The sequence below is a fragment of the Streptomyces sp. NPDC040405 genome (assembly GCF_055595765.1).
Window position 1 is genome coordinate 548,701 of the sequence record NZ_JBVIVI010000001.1, and the last position, 19,244, is coordinate 567,944.

The 19,244-nt window shown below is 72.1% G+C and carries 16 protein-coding genes; 7 read left to right on the plus strand and 9 right to left on the minus strand.

The window, feature by feature from the left end:
* Nucleotides 1–101 precede the first annotated feature (101 nt).
* Together ACZ59A_RS02500 and ACZ59A_RS02505 are read left to right on the plus strand one after the other, a co-directional pair.
* Nucleotides 102–1,691 (plus strand): multicopper oxidase family protein, encoded by a 1,590-nt coding sequence (locus ACZ59A_RS02500; protein ID WP_470952479.1) that lies wholly within the window; start codon nt 102–104, stop codon nt 1,689–1,691.
* Nucleotides 1,692–1,778: 87 nt separating this feature from the next.
* Nucleotides 1,779–3,539, plus strand: coding sequence for an NAD+ synthase (locus ACZ59A_RS02505; protein ID WP_470952482.1), 1,761 nt, complete (start codon nt 1,779–1,781; stop codon nt 3,537–3,539).
* 233 nt (nt 3,540–3,772) lie between these two features.
* Here the strand turns inward: ACZ59A_RS02505 and ACZ59A_RS02510 are convergent, their stop codons facing one another.
* Nucleotides 3,773–4,405 carry a TetR/AcrR family transcriptional regulator gene (locus ACZ59A_RS02510; RefSeq protein ID WP_470952484.1) on the minus strand — a complete coding sequence of 211 codons (633 nt, stop codon included), beginning with the start codon at nt 4,403–4,405 and terminating at the stop codon, nt 3,773–3,775.
* 60 nt (nt 4,406–4,465) lie between these two features.
* On the opposite strand from ACZ59A_RS02510, the gene ACZ59A_RS02515 reads away from it, so the two are divergent.
* Entirely contained in the window at nt 4,466–5,413 is a 948-nt protein-coding gene (locus ACZ59A_RS02515) for an NADP-dependent oxidoreductase (RefSeq protein ID WP_470952487.1), read from the plus strand.
* 61 nt (nt 5,414–5,474) lie between these two features.
* Here ACZ59A_RS02515 and ACZ59A_RS02520 read toward each other — a convergent pair whose 3' ends face one another.
* The 4 genes from ACZ59A_RS02520 to ACZ59A_RS02535 form a co-directional block, all read right to left on the minus strand.
* Nucleotides 5,475–6,680, minus strand: coding sequence for an MFS transporter (locus ACZ59A_RS02520; protein ID WP_470952490.1), 1,206 nt, complete (start codon nt 6,678–6,680; stop codon nt 5,475–5,477).
* A gap of 130 nt (nt 6,681–6,810) precedes the next feature.
* The gene (locus ACZ59A_RS02525) at nt 6,811–7,836 is read right to left on the minus strand and encodes an endonuclease/exonuclease/phosphatase family protein (RefSeq protein ID WP_468053628.1); all 1,026 of its coding nucleotides are present in this window, start codon (nt 7,834–7,836) and stop codon (nt 6,811–6,813) included.
* Between the two features lie 216 nt (nt 7,837–8,052).
* Complete coding sequence (locus ACZ59A_RS02530; protein WP_470952493.1) at nt 8,053–8,688, minus strand: TetR/AcrR family transcriptional regulator; 636 nt, start codon at nt 8,686–8,688, stop codon at nt 8,053–8,055.
* Nucleotides 8,685–10,280, minus strand: coding sequence for an MFS transporter (locus tag ACZ59A_RS02535; RefSeq protein WP_470952496.1), 1,596 nt, complete (start codon nt 10,278–10,280; stop codon nt 8,685–8,687). The genes ACZ59A_RS02530 and ACZ59A_RS02535 overlap by 4 nt, the downstream gene beginning before the upstream one ends.
* Before the next feature lie 189 nt (nt 10,281–10,469).
* Here ACZ59A_RS02535 and panB point away from each other — a divergent pair, with 189 nt between their 5' ends.
* The 3 genes from panB (at nt 10,470) to ACZ59A_RS02550 (ending at nt 13,312) form a co-directional block, all read left to right on the plus strand.
* Nucleotides 10,470–11,339 carry a 3-methyl-2-oxobutanoate hydroxymethyltransferase gene (panB, locus tag ACZ59A_RS02540; protein WP_470952499.1) on the plus strand — a complete coding sequence of 290 codons (870 nt, stop codon included), beginning with the start codon at nt 10,470–10,472 and terminating at the stop codon, nt 11,337–11,339.
* Nucleotides 11,340–11,468: 129 nt separating this feature from the next.
* Nucleotides 11,469–12,491 (plus strand): ATP-binding cassette domain-containing protein, encoded by a 1,023-nt coding sequence (locus tag ACZ59A_RS02545; RefSeq protein WP_470952502.1) that lies wholly within the window; start codon nt 11,469–11,471, stop codon nt 12,489–12,491.
* Entirely contained in the window at nt 12,488–13,312 is an 825-nt protein-coding gene (locus tag ACZ59A_RS02550) for an ABC transporter permease (protein ID WP_470952505.1), read from the plus strand. Before ACZ59A_RS02545 ends, ACZ59A_RS02550 begins: the two co-directional genes overlap by 4 nt.
* Before the next feature lie 10 nt (nt 13,313–13,322).
* On the opposite strand, the gene ACZ59A_RS02555 is transcribed toward ACZ59A_RS02550, so the two are convergent.
* Together ACZ59A_RS02555 and ACZ59A_RS02560 are read right to left on the minus strand one after the other, a co-directional pair.
* Nucleotides 13,323–16,655 (minus strand): ATP-binding protein, encoded by a 3,333-nt coding sequence (locus ACZ59A_RS02555; protein WP_470952508.1) that lies wholly within the window; start codon nt 16,653–16,655, stop codon nt 13,323–13,325.
* 42 nt (nt 16,656–16,697) lie between these two features.
* Nucleotides 16,698–17,252, minus strand: coding sequence for a Uma2 family endonuclease (locus tag ACZ59A_RS02560; RefSeq protein ID WP_470952511.1), 555 nt, complete (start codon nt 17,250–17,252; stop codon nt 16,698–16,700).
* A gap of 153 nt (nt 17,253–17,405) precedes the next feature.
* On the opposite strand from ACZ59A_RS02560, the gene ACZ59A_RS02565 reads away from it, so the two are divergent.
* Nucleotides 17,406–18,203 (plus strand): site-2 protease family protein, encoded by a 798-nt coding sequence (locus ACZ59A_RS02565; protein ID WP_470952514.1) that lies wholly within the window; start codon nt 17,406–17,408, stop codon nt 18,201–18,203.
* On the opposite strand, the gene ACZ59A_RS02570 is transcribed toward ACZ59A_RS02565, so the two are convergent.
* Nucleotides 18,193–18,411, minus strand: a complete 219-nt coding sequence (locus tag ACZ59A_RS02570; protein WP_470952517.1) for a hypothetical protein — start codon at nt 18,409–18,411, stop codon at nt 18,193–18,195. The two genes, ACZ59A_RS02565 and ACZ59A_RS02570, sit on opposite strands and share 11 nt — an antisense overlap.
* Nucleotides 18,412–18,494: 83 nt before the next feature.
* On the minus strand, nt 18,495–19,232 hold the full coding sequence (gene npdG, locus ACZ59A_RS02575) for an NADPH-dependent F420 reductase (protein WP_470952520.1): 738 nt from the start codon (nt 19,230–19,232) through the stop codon (nt 18,495–18,497).
* Nucleotides 19,233–19,244 lie beyond the last annotated feature (12 nt).

Here is a 19,244-nt window from a genome sequence, read left to right on the forward strand (position 1 = left end):
CGGCGCGGCCGCCTGCCTCCCGCCCCGATGCGGCGCGGGACGCGGCGGACGCGCCGATTCGCTCATGCGCACATTTCCCACCAGCATTGGGGTGCTCACTCATGCATGAACCCTCTCGCCGCGCCGTGCTCGGCGCGGGAATCGCTGCCGCGGGCGGCGGTCTGCTCGGCGCCTGCAGTCCCTCCGGCGACGAATACGGAATGGACAACTCCGGCCTGGGCGGGCAGGCGGGGCCGGCCGCGGCGACCCCGTCGGAGTACATCTCCCCGCACGGCCCGGAGGTCCGGGACCGCGAACAGCGGCGGGGGCCCGGCCCGGTCCGGCGGGTCCGGCTCACCGCCACCGCCACCACGCTGGACCTGGGCGCCCGCCAGGTGAAGTCCTGGGCGTACGAGGACCAGCTGCCCGGCCAGGCGATCCGGGTCACCGCGGGCGAAACCCTCGCCCTCACCCTCGTCAACCAGCTCCCGGAGCCCACCACGCTGCACTGGCACGGCATCCGGCTGCGCAACGACATGGACGGCGTCCCGGGCATCACCCAGCCGCCGGTCAAGACCGGCGCGGCCTTCGACTACCGCTTCACGGCGGTCAACCCGGGCACGTACTGGATCCACCCGCACACCGGCGTCCAGCTCGACCGGGGGCTGTACGCGCCGCTGATCGTCGAGGACCCGAAGGAGCCGCTGAAGTACGACAAGGAGTGGATCGTCGTCCTCGACGACTGGCTCGACGGGGTGGGCGGCCGCACCCCCGACAAGGTGCTGCGGCAGCTGAACGGCGGCCGGACCATGGCCCACGGGATGGCGACGGGCGCGAGCGGTACGCCGCTGATGTCCCGGCACGGCGGCAAGCCGTCCCCCGCCCCCTCCCCCGCCCTGCTGGCCGGTGCCACGAGCGAGCTGCTGGGCGGGGAGGCGGGCCACGTCGCGTACCCGTACTACCTCATCAACGGGCGCACCCCCGACTCCCCGCAGGTCTTCCGGGCCAAGCGCGGCGACCGCATCCGGATCCGGATCATCAACGCGGGCGGCGACACCGCCTTCCGGGTGGCGCTCGGCGGCCACAAGATGACCGTCACCCACACCGACGGCTACCCCGTGCGGCCCACCACCACCGACGCGCTGCTGCTGGGCATGGGCGAGCGGTACGACGTGGTGGTGACCGCGAAGAGCGGGGTGTTCCCGTTCGCCGCCCTCGCCGAGGGCAAGAAGCGGTCCACGCTGGCCGTGCTCCACACCAGCGGCAAGGGGGCGAAGAAGTTCAAGCGCCCCAAGGAGCTGAACGGCAAGCTGGTCCGGGCGGACCAGCTGAAGGCCGCGGAATCGGTACGGCTGGAGTCGCGCCCGCCGGACCGCACGATCCGGCTGCGGCTCACGGGGTCGATGCGGAAGTTCGACTGGGCGATCAACGGCAGGCCGTACGACCCGTCGCAGCGCTACCCGGTGCGGCTGGGCGAGCGGGTGCGGCTCACCTTCATCAACGGCACCCCGATGTGGCACCCCGTCCATGTGCACGGCCACACCTACGGGCTGGCGGACGGCGGGGCGCGCAAGGACACCACGATCGTGCTGCCGCACGGGAAGGTGAGCGTCGACCTCGACGCGGACAACCCGGGGCTGTGGATGCTCCACTGCCACAACGTCTACCACTCGGAGTCGGGGATGATGACCATCCTCGGTTACCAGAAGTAACCCAGGCCAGGGCCGGGTCCGGCCCCAGCGAGGAGACCTCGGACACGCACCGGCCATCGCGTCAGACAGACGATTACACTGGGCGCCGTGCCTCAACTTCGCCTCGCTCTGAACCAGATCGACTCGACCGTCGGCGACCTCGCCGGGAACGCCGAGTCGATAGTCCACTGGACCCGGCACTCCGCCGAGCAGGGCGCCCATTTGGTGGCGTTCCCCGAGATGGCGCTGACCGGGTACCCCGTCGAGGACCTCGCGCTGCGCTCCTCCTTCGTCGACGCCTCGCGCGCCGCGCTGCGGGCGCTCGCCGAGCGGCTGGAGGCCGAGGGCCTCGGCGAGCTGCCGGTGGTCGTCGGCTACCTCGACCGCAGCGAGCGGGCCCGGCGGTACGGCCAGCCCGCCGGCTCCCCGCAGAACGCCGCCGCCGTGCTGCACCGCGGCTCCGTCGTCCTCACCTTCGCCAAGCACCATCTGCCGAACTACGGCGTCTTCGACGAATTCCGCTACTTCGTGCCCGGCGACACCATGCCCGTCGTCCGCGTCCACGGCGTCGACGTCGCCCTCGCCATCTGCGAGGACCTGTGGCAGGACGGCGGCCGGGTGCCCGCCGCCCACTCCGCCGGGGCCGGGCTGCTGCTGTCGATCAACGCCTCGCCGTACGAGCGCGAGAAGGACGACACCCGGCTGGACCTGGTCCGCAAGCGCGCCCAGGAGGCGGGCTGCACCACCGCGTACCTGGCGATGATCGGCGGCCAGGACGAGCTGGTCTTCGACGGCGACTCGATCATCGTCGACCGCGACGGCGAAGTGATCGCCCGCGCCCCGCAGTTCGCCGAGGGGTGCGTCGTGGTCGACCTCGACCTGCCCGCCGCCGACCCGGACGCGGTCCCGGAGGGCGTGGTGGACGACGGGCTCCGCATCGACCACCGCACCCTCTCCGCCGACCCGCTCCCGGCCTACGACCCCGAGCCGGGTCTCGCGGGCGGCGAGGCGGAGCGACTCGGCGACGACGAGGAGATCTACACCGCGCTGGTGGTGGGCCTGCGGGCGTACGCCGCGAAGAACGGCTTCCGCAGCGTGCTGATCGGGCTCTCCGGCGGTATCGACTCCGCCCTCGTCGCGGCGATCGCGTGCGACGCGGTCGGCGCGCAGAACGTCTACGGCGTGGCCATGCCGTCCCGCTACTCCTCCGAGCACTCGATCGCCGACGCGGCGGAGCTGGCGCGGCGCACCGGGCTCAACTTCCGCACCGTCCCGATCGCCCCGATGTTCGACGCCTACATGGGCTCGCTGAACCTCACCGGCCTCGCCGAGGAGAACCTGCAGTCGCGGCTGCGCGGCACGATGCTGATGGCGATCTCCAACCAGGAGGGCCACATCGTCCTCGCCCCGGGCAACAAGTCCGAGCTGGCGTGCGGATACTCGACGCTCTACGGGGACTCCGTGGGCGCGTACGGCCCCATCAAGGACGTCTACAAGACGTCCATCTTCCGGCTGGCGAAGTGGCGCAACCGCGCCGCGGGCGAGCGGGGTCAGACCCCGCCCATCCCCGAGAACTCCATCACCAAGCCGCCGAGCGCCGAACTGCGGCCGGGCCAGGTCGACACCGACTCCCTCCCGGACTACGACGTGCTCGACCGCGTCCTGGAGCTGTACGTGGACCGCGACCAGGGCCGCCGGGAGATCGTCGCGGCGGGCTACGACGATGAGCTGGTGACGCGGATCCTGCGGCTGGTCGACACGGCGGAGTACAAGCGCCGCCAGTACCCGCCGGGCACGAAGATCTCCGCCAAGGGCTTCGGCAAGGACCGCCGCCTACCGATCACCAACCGCTGGCGCGAACACGGCTGACCCCCAGGGGGCTCCGCCCCCTGACCCCCGCCGGGGCTCCGCCCCGGCCCCCGAACTGCCCACGCCGTGGAAGGCCGAAGCCAGCCCCTCCGGCGATTGAGCAGCCAGGGCCCGGGCGGAGAAGCCCCACACCCCAGCCCCTCCGGCGATTGAGGAGCCGGGGCCGGGGCGGAGAAGCCCCACATGCCAGCCTCTCCGGCGATTGAGGAGCGGGGTCCGGGGCGGAGCCCCGGTTACGCCGGGTGGAAGTCGAGCGGCGCGGGCGGCGGCAGCGGGGCCGGCGGGTCGGCCGGGTGGGCGCGGAGGGACTGGAGCAGCAGGGCCACCAGGCGGCGGGACGCCGCGCGCGCGTCGGCGGGGGACTTCGTACCGATGCCCCCGTTGGCCATGATCAGCAGCTTGATGTCGTCCGGCACGAAGTCGGCCCGCAGCTGCCCGCTCTGCTTGGCGCGCCGCGTCAGCTCGGCGAAGCGGCGCAGATGGTGGTCGCGGACCCGCTCGAAGTCCGTGGCCAGCGAGTCGGGGAGGGTGGCGAGGAGGGCGGCGGTGAAGCCGCGGTCCTCGGCCTGCATCGCGCACACGTTCTCGATGAAGGTGCGGAAACCGTGCCAGGGGTCGGGGTCGGCGAGGGCGGCGTCGAGGGTCGCCACGCAGTGGGCCAGCTGATCGGCGAAGGTCTCGGCGACCAGGTCCCCCTTCGCGGGGAAGTGGCGGTAGAGCGTCGCGGGTCCGACACCGGCGCGGCGGGCGATCTCCCGCATGGGCACATCGAGCCCGTGAGCGGCGAAGGTGTCCGCGGCGACCGCGATGATGTGGTGGCGGTTGCGGCGGGCGTCGGAGCGCTTCCGAGACAGTTCGTCGGTCATGCTCTCTCACTTTACGCCGAAACGGACGCCCTGTTCCGATTCGTTGTTAGCGTCCACCACATGTTTGCGCTTCAGTACTCAGAGTTGGGCCCGCCGGACGTACTCACCGTCGGCGAGGCCGAAGAACCGCACGCCGGGCCCGGCGAGATCCGTATCGCCGTACGGGCCGCCGGGGTCACCCCGGCGGACCACAAGCTGCGCTCGGGGGCGATCCCCGAAGAGACGCTCCCCGAAGAGCTGCGGCCCGGGCTCGCCCTGCCGCGCATCCCCGGGATGGACGCCGCAGGGGTCGTGGACGAGATCGGGGAGGGTGTCACGGGCGTCGCGGTCGGGGACGCCGTCTTCGGGATGGTCGGCTTCAGCCGGTTCGGGGGCGCGGCGGCCGAATTCGCCGTGCTGGCCGCCTGGGCGGCCAAGCCGGACGCGCTGAGCTGGGAGGAGGCGGCCGGCGCGGCGGGCAACGCGGAGACCGCCACCCGCGCGCTGGACCTGCTGGGCGTCACCGCGGGTACGACGCTGCTGATCGAGGGCGCGGCCGGGGGCGTCGGCACGGCGACGATCCAGCTCGCGGCCGCCCGCGGGGCCACCGTGATCGGTACGGCCCGGGAGGCGAACCACGCGTTCCTCACCGGCCTCGGGGCGACGCCCACCACGTACGGCCCCGGCCTCGCGAAGCGGGTCGCGGCGCTGGCGCCCGGCGGGGTCGACGCGGTGCTGGACGCGGCGGGCTCGGGCTCGCTGCCGGATCTCATCGCCGTCGCGGGCGACGCGAAGCGGGTGGTGTCGGTGGCCGACCTGGGCGCGCACGAGCACGGCGTCCATCTGACCTGGGCGGGCAGCGGCGACGCCCCCGGCCTCGACGGGCTCGCGGTGGCGGCGGCCCTGGCCGCCGAGGGCCGGTTCCGGGTGCCGCTGCACGAGGTGTTCCCGCTGGCGGACGCGGCGAAGGCGCATGAGCTGAGCGCCACCGGCCGGGTGCGGGGGAAGGTCGTGCTGTCGGTGCCGTAACGACGGAGAAGCACGAACGCGCCCCGCCACATGGCGGGGCGCGTTCGTGCGGAAAAGAGACTCAGCGCACCTCGGACAGCGCGGGCACCGAATCACTGCCCGCGACGACCCGGGACTTCTGCGAGGACCCGCGGTCCAGGAATCCCGCGGTCACCGCTATCGCCAGGCCGATCACCGCGAGCACCGCGCCGACCAGGGTCGGGGAGGTCCAGCCCCAGCCCGCCGCGATGGCGACGCCGCCGATCCAGGCCCCGCCCGCGTTGGCGAGGTTGAACGCGGAGTGGTTGGAGGCGGAGGCGAGGGTCGGGGCGTGCTTCGCCTTGTTCATGACGAGCATCTGCAGCGGGGTGGTGGTCATGAAGCCCACCGCGCCGAGCAGGACGACCGAGACCAGCGCCGCCCACTTGATGTGCACGGTGAAGTTGAACACCACCAGCATCACGGCCAGCGCGGTCAGCGACCCGTACAGCGTGGGCCGCAGCGCGCGGTCGGTGAGGGGCCCCGCGACCAGCGCGCCGAGCGTCATGCCGATGCCGAAGAGCGCGAGCACGATCGTGACGGAGGACTCGGCGAAGCCGGTGACCTCGGTCATCATCGAGGCCAGGTAGCTGTAGACGGCGAAGACACCGGCGAAGCCGAAGACCGCGGTGAGCAGGCCGAGCAGCACCTGCCGGTCGCCGAGGGCGCGCAGTTCGTGGGCGAGGCCGCCGTGCTGGTCCCGCGGCACCTGCGGGACGAGCCGGGCGAGCGAGGCCATGGCCACGACGCCGATGCCGGTGACCACCAGGAAGGTGGCGCGCCAGCCCAGACCCTGGCCGAGCGCCGTGCCCACCGGGACGCCGACGATGTTGGCGATCGTCAGGCCCAGGAACATGGTGGCGACCGCGCGGGCCTGCTTCTCCTCGCTCACCAGCCGGGAGGCGACCACCGCGCCGACCCCGAAGAACGCGCCGTGCGGCAGCCCGGCGAGCACCCGCCCGGCCAGCAGCAGCCCGAAGGAGGGGGCGAGCGCGGAGGCGAGGTTGCCGACCGTGAAGAGCCCCATCAGCAGGACGAGCATGCGTTTGCGCGGGATGCGCGCACCGAGGGCGGTGAGCAGCGGCGCTCCGATGACGACGCCGATGGCGTAGGCGGAGACGAGGTAGCCAGCGGTGGGCACCGAGGTGCTCAGATCGTCGGCGACGTTGGGCAGCAGGCCCATCATCACGAATTCTGTGGTGCCGATACCGAAGGCAGAGATCGCGAGAGCGAGCAGTGCCAGGGGCATGAGAGACCTTTCACAAGCCGAAGGAGGGGGTCGTGCGTATGTTCTCTATCGGAACAAAGTCTCTCACGCGCTTTATTTCCTGAGCACCATCCTCAAGGTGAACAGCTTGTTAGATCTTCGATTGGCAGGCTCAGAGCGTGACCGACGCCGCGACCGGAAGGTGGTCGCTGCCGGTCTGCGACAGTGTCCAGGCCGAGACCGGGTTCACCCCGCGCACCATGATCTGGTCGATGCGGGCCATCGGGAACGAGGCGGGCCAGCTGAAGCCGAAGCCGTCGCCCGCCGCGCCCTGCGCGGAGCGCATCTGCGAGGTGACCGGGGCCAGCGAACGGTCGTTCATCGTGCCGTTCAGATCGCCGAGCAGGATCACCTTGTCCAGCGGCTCGTCACGGATGGCCTCACCCAGCGCGTCGGCGCTCGCGTCGCGCTGCCCGGCGGTGAAGCCCGCGTTGAACTTCACGCGCACAGAAGGAAGATGGGCAACGTATACGGCGACGTCACCGCTCGGCGCGGCGACCGTGGTGCGCAGCGCCCGGGTCCAGCCCATCTTGATGTCGACCGGCTTGGTCCCGGACAGCGGGTACTTGCTCCACACCCCGACCGTGCCCTGCACCGCGTGGTAGCGGTAGGTGCCCGCGAGGGCCTTCGCGTACGTCGGCGCGGCCTTGGCGGTCACCTCCTCCAGCGCCACCACCTGCGCGCCCGAGGCGGCCACGTCCTTCGCGGTGGTCACCGGGTCGGCGTTGTCGGCGTTGACGTTGTGGGTGACGACGGTCAGGTCGCCGTCGCCGCCGGACTTGTCGGAGAACATCAGCCCGCCGAACAGGTTCAGCCAGACCATGACCGGCAGCACCAGCGCCACCAGGGCGCTCGCCGACCGCCGCACCAGGCCGAGCACCAGCAGCAGCGGAAGGAACACCCCGAGCCACGGCAGGAAGGTCTCCAGCAGGCTGCCGAGGTTGCCGACGCGGTTGGGGATGTCGGCGTGGAAGACCATGATCAGCGCGAGCAGGATCGCGAACGCCGCGAGCACCAGACCGCGCCGCCAGATTCCGCGGCTTTGCCGGAGCCGGTCGCGCAGGTGACCGAACCGGGAGCCGGTCCGCTGGGGTGCGTCCCCGGACTGTCCCGTCTCCTGCGTGTACGCCTGCACCATGCGTCGTCCGTCCCTCACTTGCCGCTGCCCGCCTGTTCGCTCAAGACCCTAGGCGATGACCAGGGCATTCCCGACGCCCCCACCGGGCGTCCCTGCCCGGTGGACGCCCGGGCGGTACGCGGGGGTTCCGCACCCCGCGACAACGGGGGCGGTTGTGACGCAACAGGCACAAAGACATCGGGACGCGTCGTCCGTCATACGCTCGCATACGGCGTCTCAGCCGCGCGCCGAGACCCCCTCCAGCACGGTGTCCACGATCCGCTCGGCCAGCCCCTCCGGCAACTCCCGCCGCTCGTGCAGGATCGCGCGCGCCAGCATCGGCCCGGTGAACAGATCGGCCAACAGCTCGGGGTCGGTGTCGGAGCGGATCTCACCGCGGTCGACGCCCCGCCGCAGCACCGAGCGCAGCCGTTCCCGGCGGACCTCGATGACCTGCTCGTCGTACGCCCGCCACAGCTCCCGGTGGGCCTGCGCCTGGGCCAGGACGCTGCGCATCAGGGCGTAGTCGCGCTTGGCCAGCCCGCGCCGCCGCATGAACTCCAGGAGGGTGACGAGGTCGTCGCGGACCGAGGCCCCGGCCGGTTCGGGGCACGGCTCCTCCAGCGACCGCAGGACGTCCAGCATCAGCGCGTCCTTGCCGGGCCAGCGGCGGTAGACGGTGGCCTTGCCCACACCGGCCGCGCGCGCGATCCCCTCGATGGACAGCGCGCCGACGGACGAGCCCTCCTCCAGCAGCCGCAGCGTGGCCTCGATGATCGCGGCGTCGGTGGCGGCGCTGCGCGGCCGCCCGCGCGCGGGAAGCCCGCGCGCCCGGAGCGCGCGCGCCGGAACACCGGCCGGGGGTGCGGTCATCGGTCGGCCCCCGCCCCGGCCCTCTCCCGCGGCTGCCCGCTGCCGGGGCCGCCGCCGTCCGCGCCCTTGCCGGGCAGGAAGGCCGCCACGACCAGCGCGCCGAACAGGGCGACACCGGACGAGCCGAGCGCGGTGAGGTGCATGGCGTGGATGAAGGAGTCGTGCGCGGGCCCCAGCAGCACGTGCCCCGCGGGCCCCAGGCGGTCGGCGAGAGCGAGGGTGGCCTCGACGGACTCGCCCGCCGAATGCCGTACGGAGGCAGGCAGTCCGGGGACGGCGGCCAGGGTGCCCTGGATGCCCTCGCGGTACGTGGCGGAGAGCACCGAACCGAGGACGGCGACCCCGAGCGCGCCGCCGACCTGCCGGAAGGTGTTGTTCAGGGCCGAGCCGGAACCGGCCTTCTCGCGCGGCAGCGCCTGCATGATCGCGGTGGTGACCGGCGGCATGATGTGCGCCATTCCCGCGCCCTGGAAGAAGAACAGCGCCTCCAGCACCCACAGCGGCGAGTCGACGTCCAGCAGCAGGAACCCGGCCATGGTGGCGGCCACCAGCAGCATCCCGCCCGTGCACACGGCGCGGGCGCCGAACCGCTCCACGACCAGCCGGGCGCGCGGCGCGAACAGCAGCTGCGCGACGGCCAGCGGCAGGAGCAGCAGCCCGGAGTCCAGGGCGCTGAAGCCGCGCACGCTCTGGATGTAGAAGACCATGAAGAAGGTGACGCCCATGAGCGCGAAGAAGACCAGCGCGACGGCGGCGATGGCGGCCGAGAAGGCGGGATTGCGGAAGTAGTCGACATCGATGGCCGGATGGTCGCTGCGCTTCTCGTGCCAGACGAACAGGCCCAGGACGAGCAGTCCGGCGCCGATCGTGGCCAGCACCTGGGCGTCGGCGAAGTCGGCGAGCTGGCCGCCCTTGATGATCCCGTACACCAGCAGCACCAGGCCCACGACGGACAGCAGCACGCCCAGCGGGTCCAGCCGTCCGGGCGCCGGGTCCCTGGAGTCGGGGATGAGCAGCACCATCGCGACGATTCCGGCGGCCACGACGGGGACGTTGACGAAGAAGACCGAGCCCCACCAGAAGTGCTCCAGCAGCAGCCCGCCGGTGATCGGCCCGATGGCGATGGCGAGGCCGACCGCGGCGACCCAGATGCCGATGGCCTTCGCCTGCTCCTCGCGCTCGAAGACGTTCACCAGGATGGCCAGGGTCGCGGGCATCACGAACGCCGCGCCCAGGCCCATCAGCGCCCGGAAGCCGATCAGCTCGCCGGGCGAACCGGAGAAGGCGGCGAGCACCGAGCCGATGCCGAACACGGCCATGCCGCCGAGCAGCACCTTCTTGCGGCCGAGCCGGTCGCCGAGGAGCCCGGCGGTGAACAGCAGCCCCGCGAAGACCAGCGTGTAGGCGTTGATGGCCCACTCCAGCTGGCTCTGGGTGGCGCCGAGCCCGGTGGGCTTCGGGGTGGCGATGGTCTTCATCGCCACGTTGAGTATCGAGTTGTCCAGGACGACGACCAGGACGCTGATCATGAGGACGACCAGGATCGCCCACCGTCTGCGGTGGATCGCCTCGGCGGTCGGTGCTGCTGCCATGCGGCCCAGGCTAGAACCGTTTCGATACGGTCCCGTCTCGTATGGGAAAGACTTTGCGAGCCTTTGTCCATCGAATGTCCATCCGTGCGTGAATGTCCCCACTTTCGAAGCGTCGGGGAGCGTGCCAGCATGGGGGTGGTCCGGGGACGCCGTCAGGGCGCCTCGAGATGACGAACAGGAGCCGTCGTAATGACGCACGTCAGCCCTGCGCAAAAGCCGGAAACCCCGTCGCCGAAGGCGCTCTACGGGGGAACGAGTTCCCGGCGCATCACCGTCCGGGACCTCGCCGCCGCCAAGGAGCGCGGCGAGAAGTGGCCCATGCTCACCGCGTATGACGCGATGACCGCCTCCGTCTTCGACGAGGCGGGCATCCCCGTCATCCTGGTCGGCGACTCGATGGGCAACTGCCATCTGGGCTACGAGTCCACCGTGCCCGTCACGATGGACGAGATCGCCCTGCTGTCCGCCGCCGTCGTACGCGGCACCAAGCGCGCCCTCGTCGTCGGCGACCTGCCCTTCGGCTCGTACCAGGAGGGCGCGGTCCAGGCGCTGCGCAACGCCACCCGGCTGCTCAAGGAGTCCGGGGTGGGCGCGGTCAAGCTGGAGGGCGGCGAGCGCTCCGCCCACCAGATCGATCTGCTCGTCCAGTCCGGCATCCCGGTCATGGCGCACATCGGCCTCACCCCGCAGTCCGTCAACGCGTACGGCGGCTACCGGGTGCAGGGGCGCGGTGAGGAGGCCGCCCAGCAGCTGCTGCGCGACGCCAAGGCCGTGCAGGACGCGGGCGCCTTCGGCGTCGTCCTGGAGCTGGTCCCGGCCGAGCTGGCCGCCGAGGTCACCCGCTCGCTGAACATCCCGACCATCGGCATCGGCGCGGGTGTGGAGTGCGACGCCCAGGTGCTGGTGTGGACGGACATGGCGGGCCTGACCGGCGGCCGGGTACCGCGCTTCGTCAAGCAGTACGCGCAGCTGCGGGAGGTGCTGGGCGGTGCGGCGCGCGCCTTCGCCGAGGACGTCGTCGGAGGGGCGTACCCGGCCGAGGAGCACTCGTTCCACTAGCCCCGAAGAGCGCCTGAAGAGCGCCCGAAGAGCCACTGCGGCACATCGACAGCCCGCCGAAATTCCCCCGTCGGCGGGCTGTCTGCCGCTTGTCGGTGATCTGTCGGCAGCGGGTGTCACTCTTACGACATGACGCGACAGGAACACAAGATCAGGGACGGAAACGCCGTCGAAGTCCGGGGGCTGGTCAAGCACTTCGGCGACACCAAGGCGGTCGACGGAGTCGATCTGGACGTGCCGGAAGGCACCGTCCTCGGTGTGCTCGGCCCCAACGGTGCCGGGAAGACCACCCTCGTCCGCTGTCTGTCCACCCTGCTGGTGCCGGACGCCGGTACCGCCCTCGTGGCGGGGTACGACGTGGTGCGGCAGCCCCGGCAGCTGCGCCGCACGATCGGTCTGACCGGGCAGTACGCCTCGGTCGACGAGAAGCTTTCCGGCTGGGAGAACCTGTACATGATCGGGCGGCTGCTCGATCTGTCCCGCAAGGACGCCCGGGCGCGCGCGGACGCCATGCTGGAGCGGTTCTCGCTGACGGACGCCGCGAAGCGGGCCGCGTCCACCTACTCCGGCGGTATGCGCCGCCGCCTGGACCTGGCCGCCTCCATGATCGGCCGGCCCTCGGTGCTCTATCTGGACGAGCCGACGACCGGTCTTGACCCGCGCACCCGCAACGAGGTGTGGGACGAGGTCCAGCGCATGGTCGCCGAGGGTTCCACGGTGCTGCTGACCACCCAGTACATGGAGGAGGCCGAGCAGCTGGCGAACGATCTCCTGGTCATCGACCGCGGCAAGATCATCGCCGAGGGCCGGGTGAACGAGCTGAAGGCCAAGGTCGGCGGCCGCACCCTGCAGATACGCCCCGCCGACCCCGGGGAGCTGAACCGCATGGTCGGCGCCATCGCGCAGGCCGGGCTGGACGGCGTCGGCGGCGTGACCGCGGACGTGGAGGAGGGCCTGGTCAACGTGCCGATCGTCAGCGACGAGCAGCTGACCGCGGTGATCGGGCTGCTCGGCGAGCGCGGCTTCGCGATCGCCGGGATCGACACCCATCTGCCCAGCCTGGACGAGGTGTTCCTGGCCATCACCGGCCAGAAGACCTCCACGCCCGAGGACACGAAGAGCGACAAGACCCTTGAGGAGGTTGCCGCGTGAGTACGGCGACGATGACCGCACCCGGCAAGGCCCTGCCCGACGAGGGGCGGATCGGGCTGCGCGCCAATCTCCGGCACATCGGCGCGCTGGTGCGCCGGAACGTCCTGCAGATCAAGCAGGACCCGGAGTCGATGTTCGACGCCCTGATGATGCCGATCGTCTTCTCGCTGCTGTTCACCTATGTCTTCGGTGGCGCGGTGTCGGGCGGCGACCGGAGCGAGTACGTCAACTACTTCATCCCCGGGATGATGGCGATGGGCGGACTCAACATCGCGATGTCGGTCGGCACGGGCGTCAACGACGACTTCCGGAAGGGGGTGATGGACCGCTTCCGTACGATGCCGATCGCCCGGTCCTCGGTGCTGATCGCCAAGCTGATCGTGGAGACCGGCCGGATGCTGGTGTCCACCCTCATCCTGCTGGTCATGGGCTTCATCATGGGCTTCGAGCTGAAGACCGGCCCGGTCGAGCTGCTGGCCGCGGTGGTGCTGGCCCTGATCTTCGGGTCCGCGCTGACCTGGATCTTCATGCTGCTGGGGCTGTCCCTGAAGACGCCGCAGGCGGTGCAGGGCATCGGCTTCATGGTGATCATGCCGCTGCAGTTCGGCTCGTCGATCTTCGCGCCGACCAACACCATGCCGGGCTGGCTGCAGTCCTTCACCGACTACAACCCGCTCTCCCAGCTCGCCGACGCGGCGCGGTCGCTGACCAGCGGCCACGGCCCGATCGCCCATCCGGTGACCGTCGCCCTGGTGTGGGCGCTGGTCATCACGGCGATCACCGCGCCGCTGGCGGTGCGGAAGTTCCGTACCAAGACGTGAGCGGTGGAGTTCATACGAGGGCGGTTGCCTCCTTCACGGTGAGGCCGCCGCCCTCCTCGTACGCCCGCTCGTAACTCCCGTCGTCCAGCCACTCCCGCGCCGCCGCCTCGCCCGCCGCCCGGTCCGCCCGCTCCTTGGCGGGGATCCGCTGGATGCCGGGCCGCAGCGCGTCGTACGCGCCGAACAGCCGCGCCGCGTCCGCTGCCCGTTCCGCGCCGCCGAGGGCGGCCAGCGCGCACCCGGCGGTCAGCAGCTGGACCACGGGCACCTGCGGGGCGACCACCTGGGTCATGAAGTCACCGGTCTTCACGAGCGCCCCCTTGATCCGGGTGAGCGCCTCCCCTGGCTGCCCCTCCATCAGGTCCAGCCAGGCCATCAGCCCCTCGACCACGCCCTGGAACAGATCGAGCGCCCGGCTGCTGAACTCCTCGTGCAGCACCGTCAGATGTTCCCGGGCCTCGGCCAGCCGGCCCGTGGCACCGCACCGGTAGGACAGGTGCATCCGGACGTACGTCGCGGCCTCGGCGCCCGACTGCGGCGCCTCCGCCAGCAGCTCGCGCAGGATGCGCTCGCCGTCCGCCGCCTCCGTCTCGTCCCCGTGCTCGACGTACAGCCCCGCCAGCCGGGCCCGCAACAGCGTCACCTGGGCATGCGCGTCCAGCTCCTCGGCGTAGCGGATCGCCGCGCGGTAGTCGTCGGCCGCACCCCGCCCGTCGCCGATCAGCTCCAGGGTCTCGCCGCGGCCGGCCAGCGCCTCGGCCACGCCCCAGGCGTCACCGAGGCTGATGAACAGCTCCAGGCTCTCGTCGGCGTCCCGGCGCGCCTCCTCCCCCTGAATGCCGCCGTGGCGCTGGGTCATCACCTTGGCCCGCATCTGGAGGGTGAAGGCCAGCTCCCAGGTGTAGCCCAGCTCCCGGCTGGTGCGCACCGACTCGTCCACGACCTCCCGCATCAGGTCGAGGTCGCCCGTCAGCAGCACCGCGAAGAACCACATGACGCCCGGGAGGCGGCAGTTCTGCGGCAGCCCCGGGCGGTATGCCTCGACGATGCCCCGCATCTCCCGCCAGGACTCCTCGTCGGCCATGGCGTTCATGTTGCCTTCGAGGTTGGCCAGCGCGTACAGCCGCACCCCGCGCCGCGCCTCCTCCAGCAGCTCGGGCTCCATCGGCGGCGGGGCGGCCGTGCAGCTCGTGTACAGCGGTGGCGCGGGCGCGGCGGGCGAATGGAACGGGTTGGGGCCCAGCCCCGCCGCGGCCATCGCCCAGTGGCGTGCATCGCCGCGGTGGCCGCGCAGATTCCAGAACCAGCCGAGCGACAGCACTAGGCACAGCGCCTCCTGCTCGTCGCCCGCCGTGACGGCCCGGCGCAGCGCGGTGCGCAGGTTCTCGTGCTCGGCCTCCAGCCGGGGCAGCCAGACGCGCTGTTCGCGGCCGCGCAGCAGGGGGTCGGCGGTACGGGCCAGCTCCCGGTACGCGACCAGGTGGCGCCGTTCGACCACCGCCCGCTCCCCCGTCTCGTCCAGCCGCTCCGCCGTGTACTCGGCGACGGTCTCCAGCAGCCGGTACCGCATCTCGCCGTCCGCCCCGGGCGCGGCGACCACCAGCGACTTGTCGACCAGGGAGCCGAGCAGCGCGGCGACGTCCCGGGGGTCGACCGGGCTGCGGTCGCGCGGGTCGCCGCAGACCGCCTCGGCCGCCGGGAGGCCGCAGCCGCCCGCGAAGACGGAGAGGCGGGCGAGGACGGTGCGCTCGCGGGCGTCGAGGAGGTCCCAGGACCAGTCGACCACGGCGCGCAGCGTCTGCTGGCGGGGCAGCACGGTGCGGCTGCCGCTGGTCAGCAGGCGGAACCGGTCGTCCAGGCGGTCGGCGAGCTGCCTCGGGCTGAGCAGCCGCAGCCGGGCCGCGGCCAGTTCGACGGCGAGCGGCAGCCCGTCGAGGCGGCGGCAGATCTCGGCGCACGCCGCCGGATCGTCTTCGGCGCGGAAGCCGGGGCGGGCCGCCGCGCCGCGCTCCTGGAACAGCCGGAGCGCGACCGGGTCCGGCAGCGGCTCCACCGCGCGCACCAGCTCGCCGGGGACCGCGAGCGGTTCGCGGCTGGTGGCCAGGACGGTGACGCCGGGGCAGCGGGCCAGCAGGGAGTCGGCGAGCCGGGCCGCGGCCTCGACCAGATGCTCGCAGTTGTCGAGCACGATCAGCATCCGGCGCGGCTCGCAGTGCTCCACGAGCCGCGTGAGCGGATCGTGGGCGGTCGGGTCGGCCGCGGCGCGCAGCCCCTCGGCGGCGCTGCCGCGGATGACGGTCTCGCGCGCGCCGAGCGCGGTGAGCACGGTCTCGGGCACGGTCTCCGGGTCGTCCACGGGGGCGAGTTCGGCCAGCCACACCCCGTCCGGCCAGCCCTCGGCGACCGACTCGGCGGCCTCCTGGGACAGCCGGGTCTTCCCCGCGCCGCCGGGCCCGAGGAGCGTGACCAGCCGGTGCGCGGCCAGATCGGTGCGCAGCGCCGCGAGGTCGGTCTCCCGGCCGACGAAGCTGGTGAGCCGGGCGCGCAGATTGCCGCCGCGCCGCCCGGCCCGCTGCGGCGCCGGTGCCTCCGGCGGCTCGGGCTGGCTGGGCTGTCCGGGCTGTCCGGGCTCCAGCAGCTCCGCGTGCAGGGCGCGCAGCTCGGGGCCCGGGTCCGCGCCCAGCCGGTCGGCGATCTCCACCCGGATCGCCTCGTACGCGGCCAGCGCCTCCGCCGCGCGGCCGGTGTCCCGCAGGGCACGGATGCGCAGCGCGTGCAGCGGCTCGTCCAGGGGGTGCGCGTCGCACAGCTCGACGAGCGCGGGGAGGGTCTGGGCGGCGTCGCCGAGGGCGAGACCGGCGGCGATGCGGCCGCGCCGCGCGTCCAGCCGCTGGGCCTCGGCGCGGGCGGCCGCGGCCATCCCGTCGGGAAGGTCGGTGAGCGCCGGGCCGCGCCACAGGGCGAGGGCGTCGTCGTAGCGGGCGGCGGCCTTGGCCGGGTCGCCGTCGGCGAGGGCGCGGGCGCCCTCCTCCGCGAGCCGTTCGAAGCGGTGCAGATCGACGTCGTCGGGCTCGGCGCACAGCCGGTAGCCGCCGGTGCCGGACGCGATCGCCTCCTTGCCGACGGCGCGCCGCAGCCGCCCGACGAGGGCCTGCAGCGCGCCGTTCTCGTCGGCGGGCGGGTCGGTGTCCCAGACCTCGGCGATGAGCGCGCCGTTCGTCCGCAGCCGCCCCGGGGTCAGGGCGAGCGCGGTCAGCAGCGCGCGCAGCCGTGTGCCGCCTAGGTCGACGGGGGTGCCGTCGTCGCGGTGGGCCTGGGTGGTGCCGAGGATGGCGTAGCGCACGGCCCCATTGTTGTCGATGCCGCGCGCGGCGGGACATCGGCCTCAGGCCCGGACCACCCGGACGAACTGCGAGGAGTCGAGGACGAGTGTCTGGTCGTCCACGGGGATCTCGATCTTCTCGCCGAAGTCGCCGGTCACGGTGTGCCGGTAGGTCCCGTCCTGCGGGCGAGTCAGCAGCGTCCAGCGGGCCGTGAGGACGTTGACGACGAGGTACGCCTCGATACCGCGCAGGGCGTAGTGACTGGCCTTGGTGCTGTAGTCACGCTCCTCGCTCTCCGGCGAGACGATCTCCACGACGAAGCGGAGCAGGTCCTCCGGAAACCGGCTGGCGTCATCGAGGCACTTGTCACTCGGCACGGCCGACACGTCCGGCTCCGGGCTGTACCCCTCCCGGGGCGGGACCACGCTGAACTCGCCCACCGCTGTCCAGCCGGGCAGACCTTCCTCGATCTGGCTTGCGATGCGCCGCTGGGTCCTCCAGTGCGCTTGGGTAATAGGTACCAACGTCAGTCCGTTCCTGGTCAGCCGCAGCCGCATGCTTCGGGGCAGACGGATCTGCTCATGCAATTCCACCGCCCTGTCCTCCATGATCGTCATGCTTCCTCCCTGGCCAGGTTGCTCTCAGATTAGCCGCTGGAGCCCGCGGCCGCGTGGCGCTGATCACGTCTGATTCCTCTCGCCCGGAACTCCGCGCACACCGATCGTCGTTCTTCGGTCAGTGCCCACCACCCCGTACGGAGATCTCACTCGATGACCACCGCCATCAGCCGCCGCGAGCGGCGGATCAGCCCTGTGTTCCTCGGCCTGGTCGCGATCATGGTCGTGTCCGCATGGGCGGTGTGGACGGACTACTCGGCCAGCCCCGGCTTCGCCGTCTTCCTCTTCGTGGTCTCCGGCTGGATCGTCTCGCTGTGTCTGCACGAGTACGCACACGCCCGCACCGCGCTGCACGGCGGTGATCTGTCGATCGGCGCGAAGGGCTATCTGACCCTCAACCCGCTGAAGTACACGCATGTGGCGCTCAGCATCGTGCTGCCCGTGATCTTCGTGATCATGGGCGGGATCGGGCTGCCGGGCGGGGCGGTCTTCATCGAGCGGCACCGGATCCAGGGCCGCTGGCGGCACAGTCTGATCTCGGCCGCGGGACCGCTGACGAACGTGCTGTTCGCCGCCGCGCTCACCGCCCCGTTCTGGCTCGGCAGCGGGGACCAGGTGCCGACGGTCTTCCGCTTCGCGCTCGCGTTCCTGGCGCTGCTCCAGGTCACCGCCGCGATCCTGAACTTCCTGCCGGTTCCGGGGCTGGACGGCTACGGGGTGATCGAGCCGTGGCTGTCCCACCGCGTCCGGCGGCAGGTCGAGCCGTACGCGCCGTTCGGGCTGCTCGCGGTCTTCGGCATCCTGTGGATACCCGAGGTCAACCAGGTCTTCTTCGAGGCGGTCGACGCGATCATGCGGGGGCTGGGGGTGTCGCAGTTCGACACCTACTTCGGCCAGGAGTTCTTCCGCTTCTGGCAGGGCGCGCCGCAGTTCCCCGGGATCAGCTCGTAGCGCCCGTGGCGCCCGTGGCGCCCGTGGCCTCGCGCTCGGCCTCGCGCTCCGCCTTGGCCCTGCGTACGTAGTACCAGGCCATGTTGGACGAGATCCCGGCGAGGAGGACCCACACGACGCCGAGCCAGCTGCCCCGCGCGAACGAGACGACGGCCGCGGCGACGGTGAGGGCGCAGACGAGGAGGGCGTAGAGAGCGAGGCGGGGCATGGGGGTGGCTCCTGTGGGGTCCTGTCGGGGGGTGGCGCTTCCGACATTGTCGCCCATGCCCCGCCGGGGCCCGCGGGTCGGCCTCAGAGGTCCGTGACGCGCAGGCCCGCGTGGGCCTTGTAGCGGCGGTTGACCGAGATCAGGTTGGCCACCAGGGACTCGACCTGGTGGGCGTTGCGCAGGCGGCCCGCGAAGACTCCCCGCATGCCGGGGATGCGGGCGGCCAGGGCCTGCACCAGATCGGTGTCCGCGCGGGACTCGCCCAGCACCATCACATCCGTGTCGATCTCGGCGATCTCCGGGTCCTGGAGCAGCACGGCCGACAGATGGTGGAAGGCGGCGGTGACCCGGGAGTCCGGGAGCAGGGCCGCGGCCTGCTCGGCGGCGCTGCCCTCCTCCGGCTTCAGGGCGTACGCGCCCTTCTTGTCGAAGCCCAGCGGGTTGACGCAGTCGATGACGAGCTTGCCGCTCAGCTCCTCCCGCAGCGACTCCAGCGTCTTGCCGTGACCCTCCCACGGGACCGCGACGATCACGATGTCGCTGCGCCGCGAGCACTCGGCGTTGTCCGCGCCCTCGATGCCCAGCTCCGCCCCGCCCAGCTCCTCGGCCGCGGTCTGCGCGCGCTCGGCCGCGCGCGAGCCGATGATCACCTTCTGACCGGCCCGGGCCAGCCGGTAGGCGAGGCCGCGGCCCTGGTCGCCGGTTCCGCCGAGCACGCCGACGACCAGTCCGGAGACGTCCGGGAGGTCCCACGGGTCCTTGGCGGGAGCCTTCTTGGCGGGGGCTTCGTTCGTGGCGGTCGTGCCGTCAGGAGTAGTCATGACAGCGATACT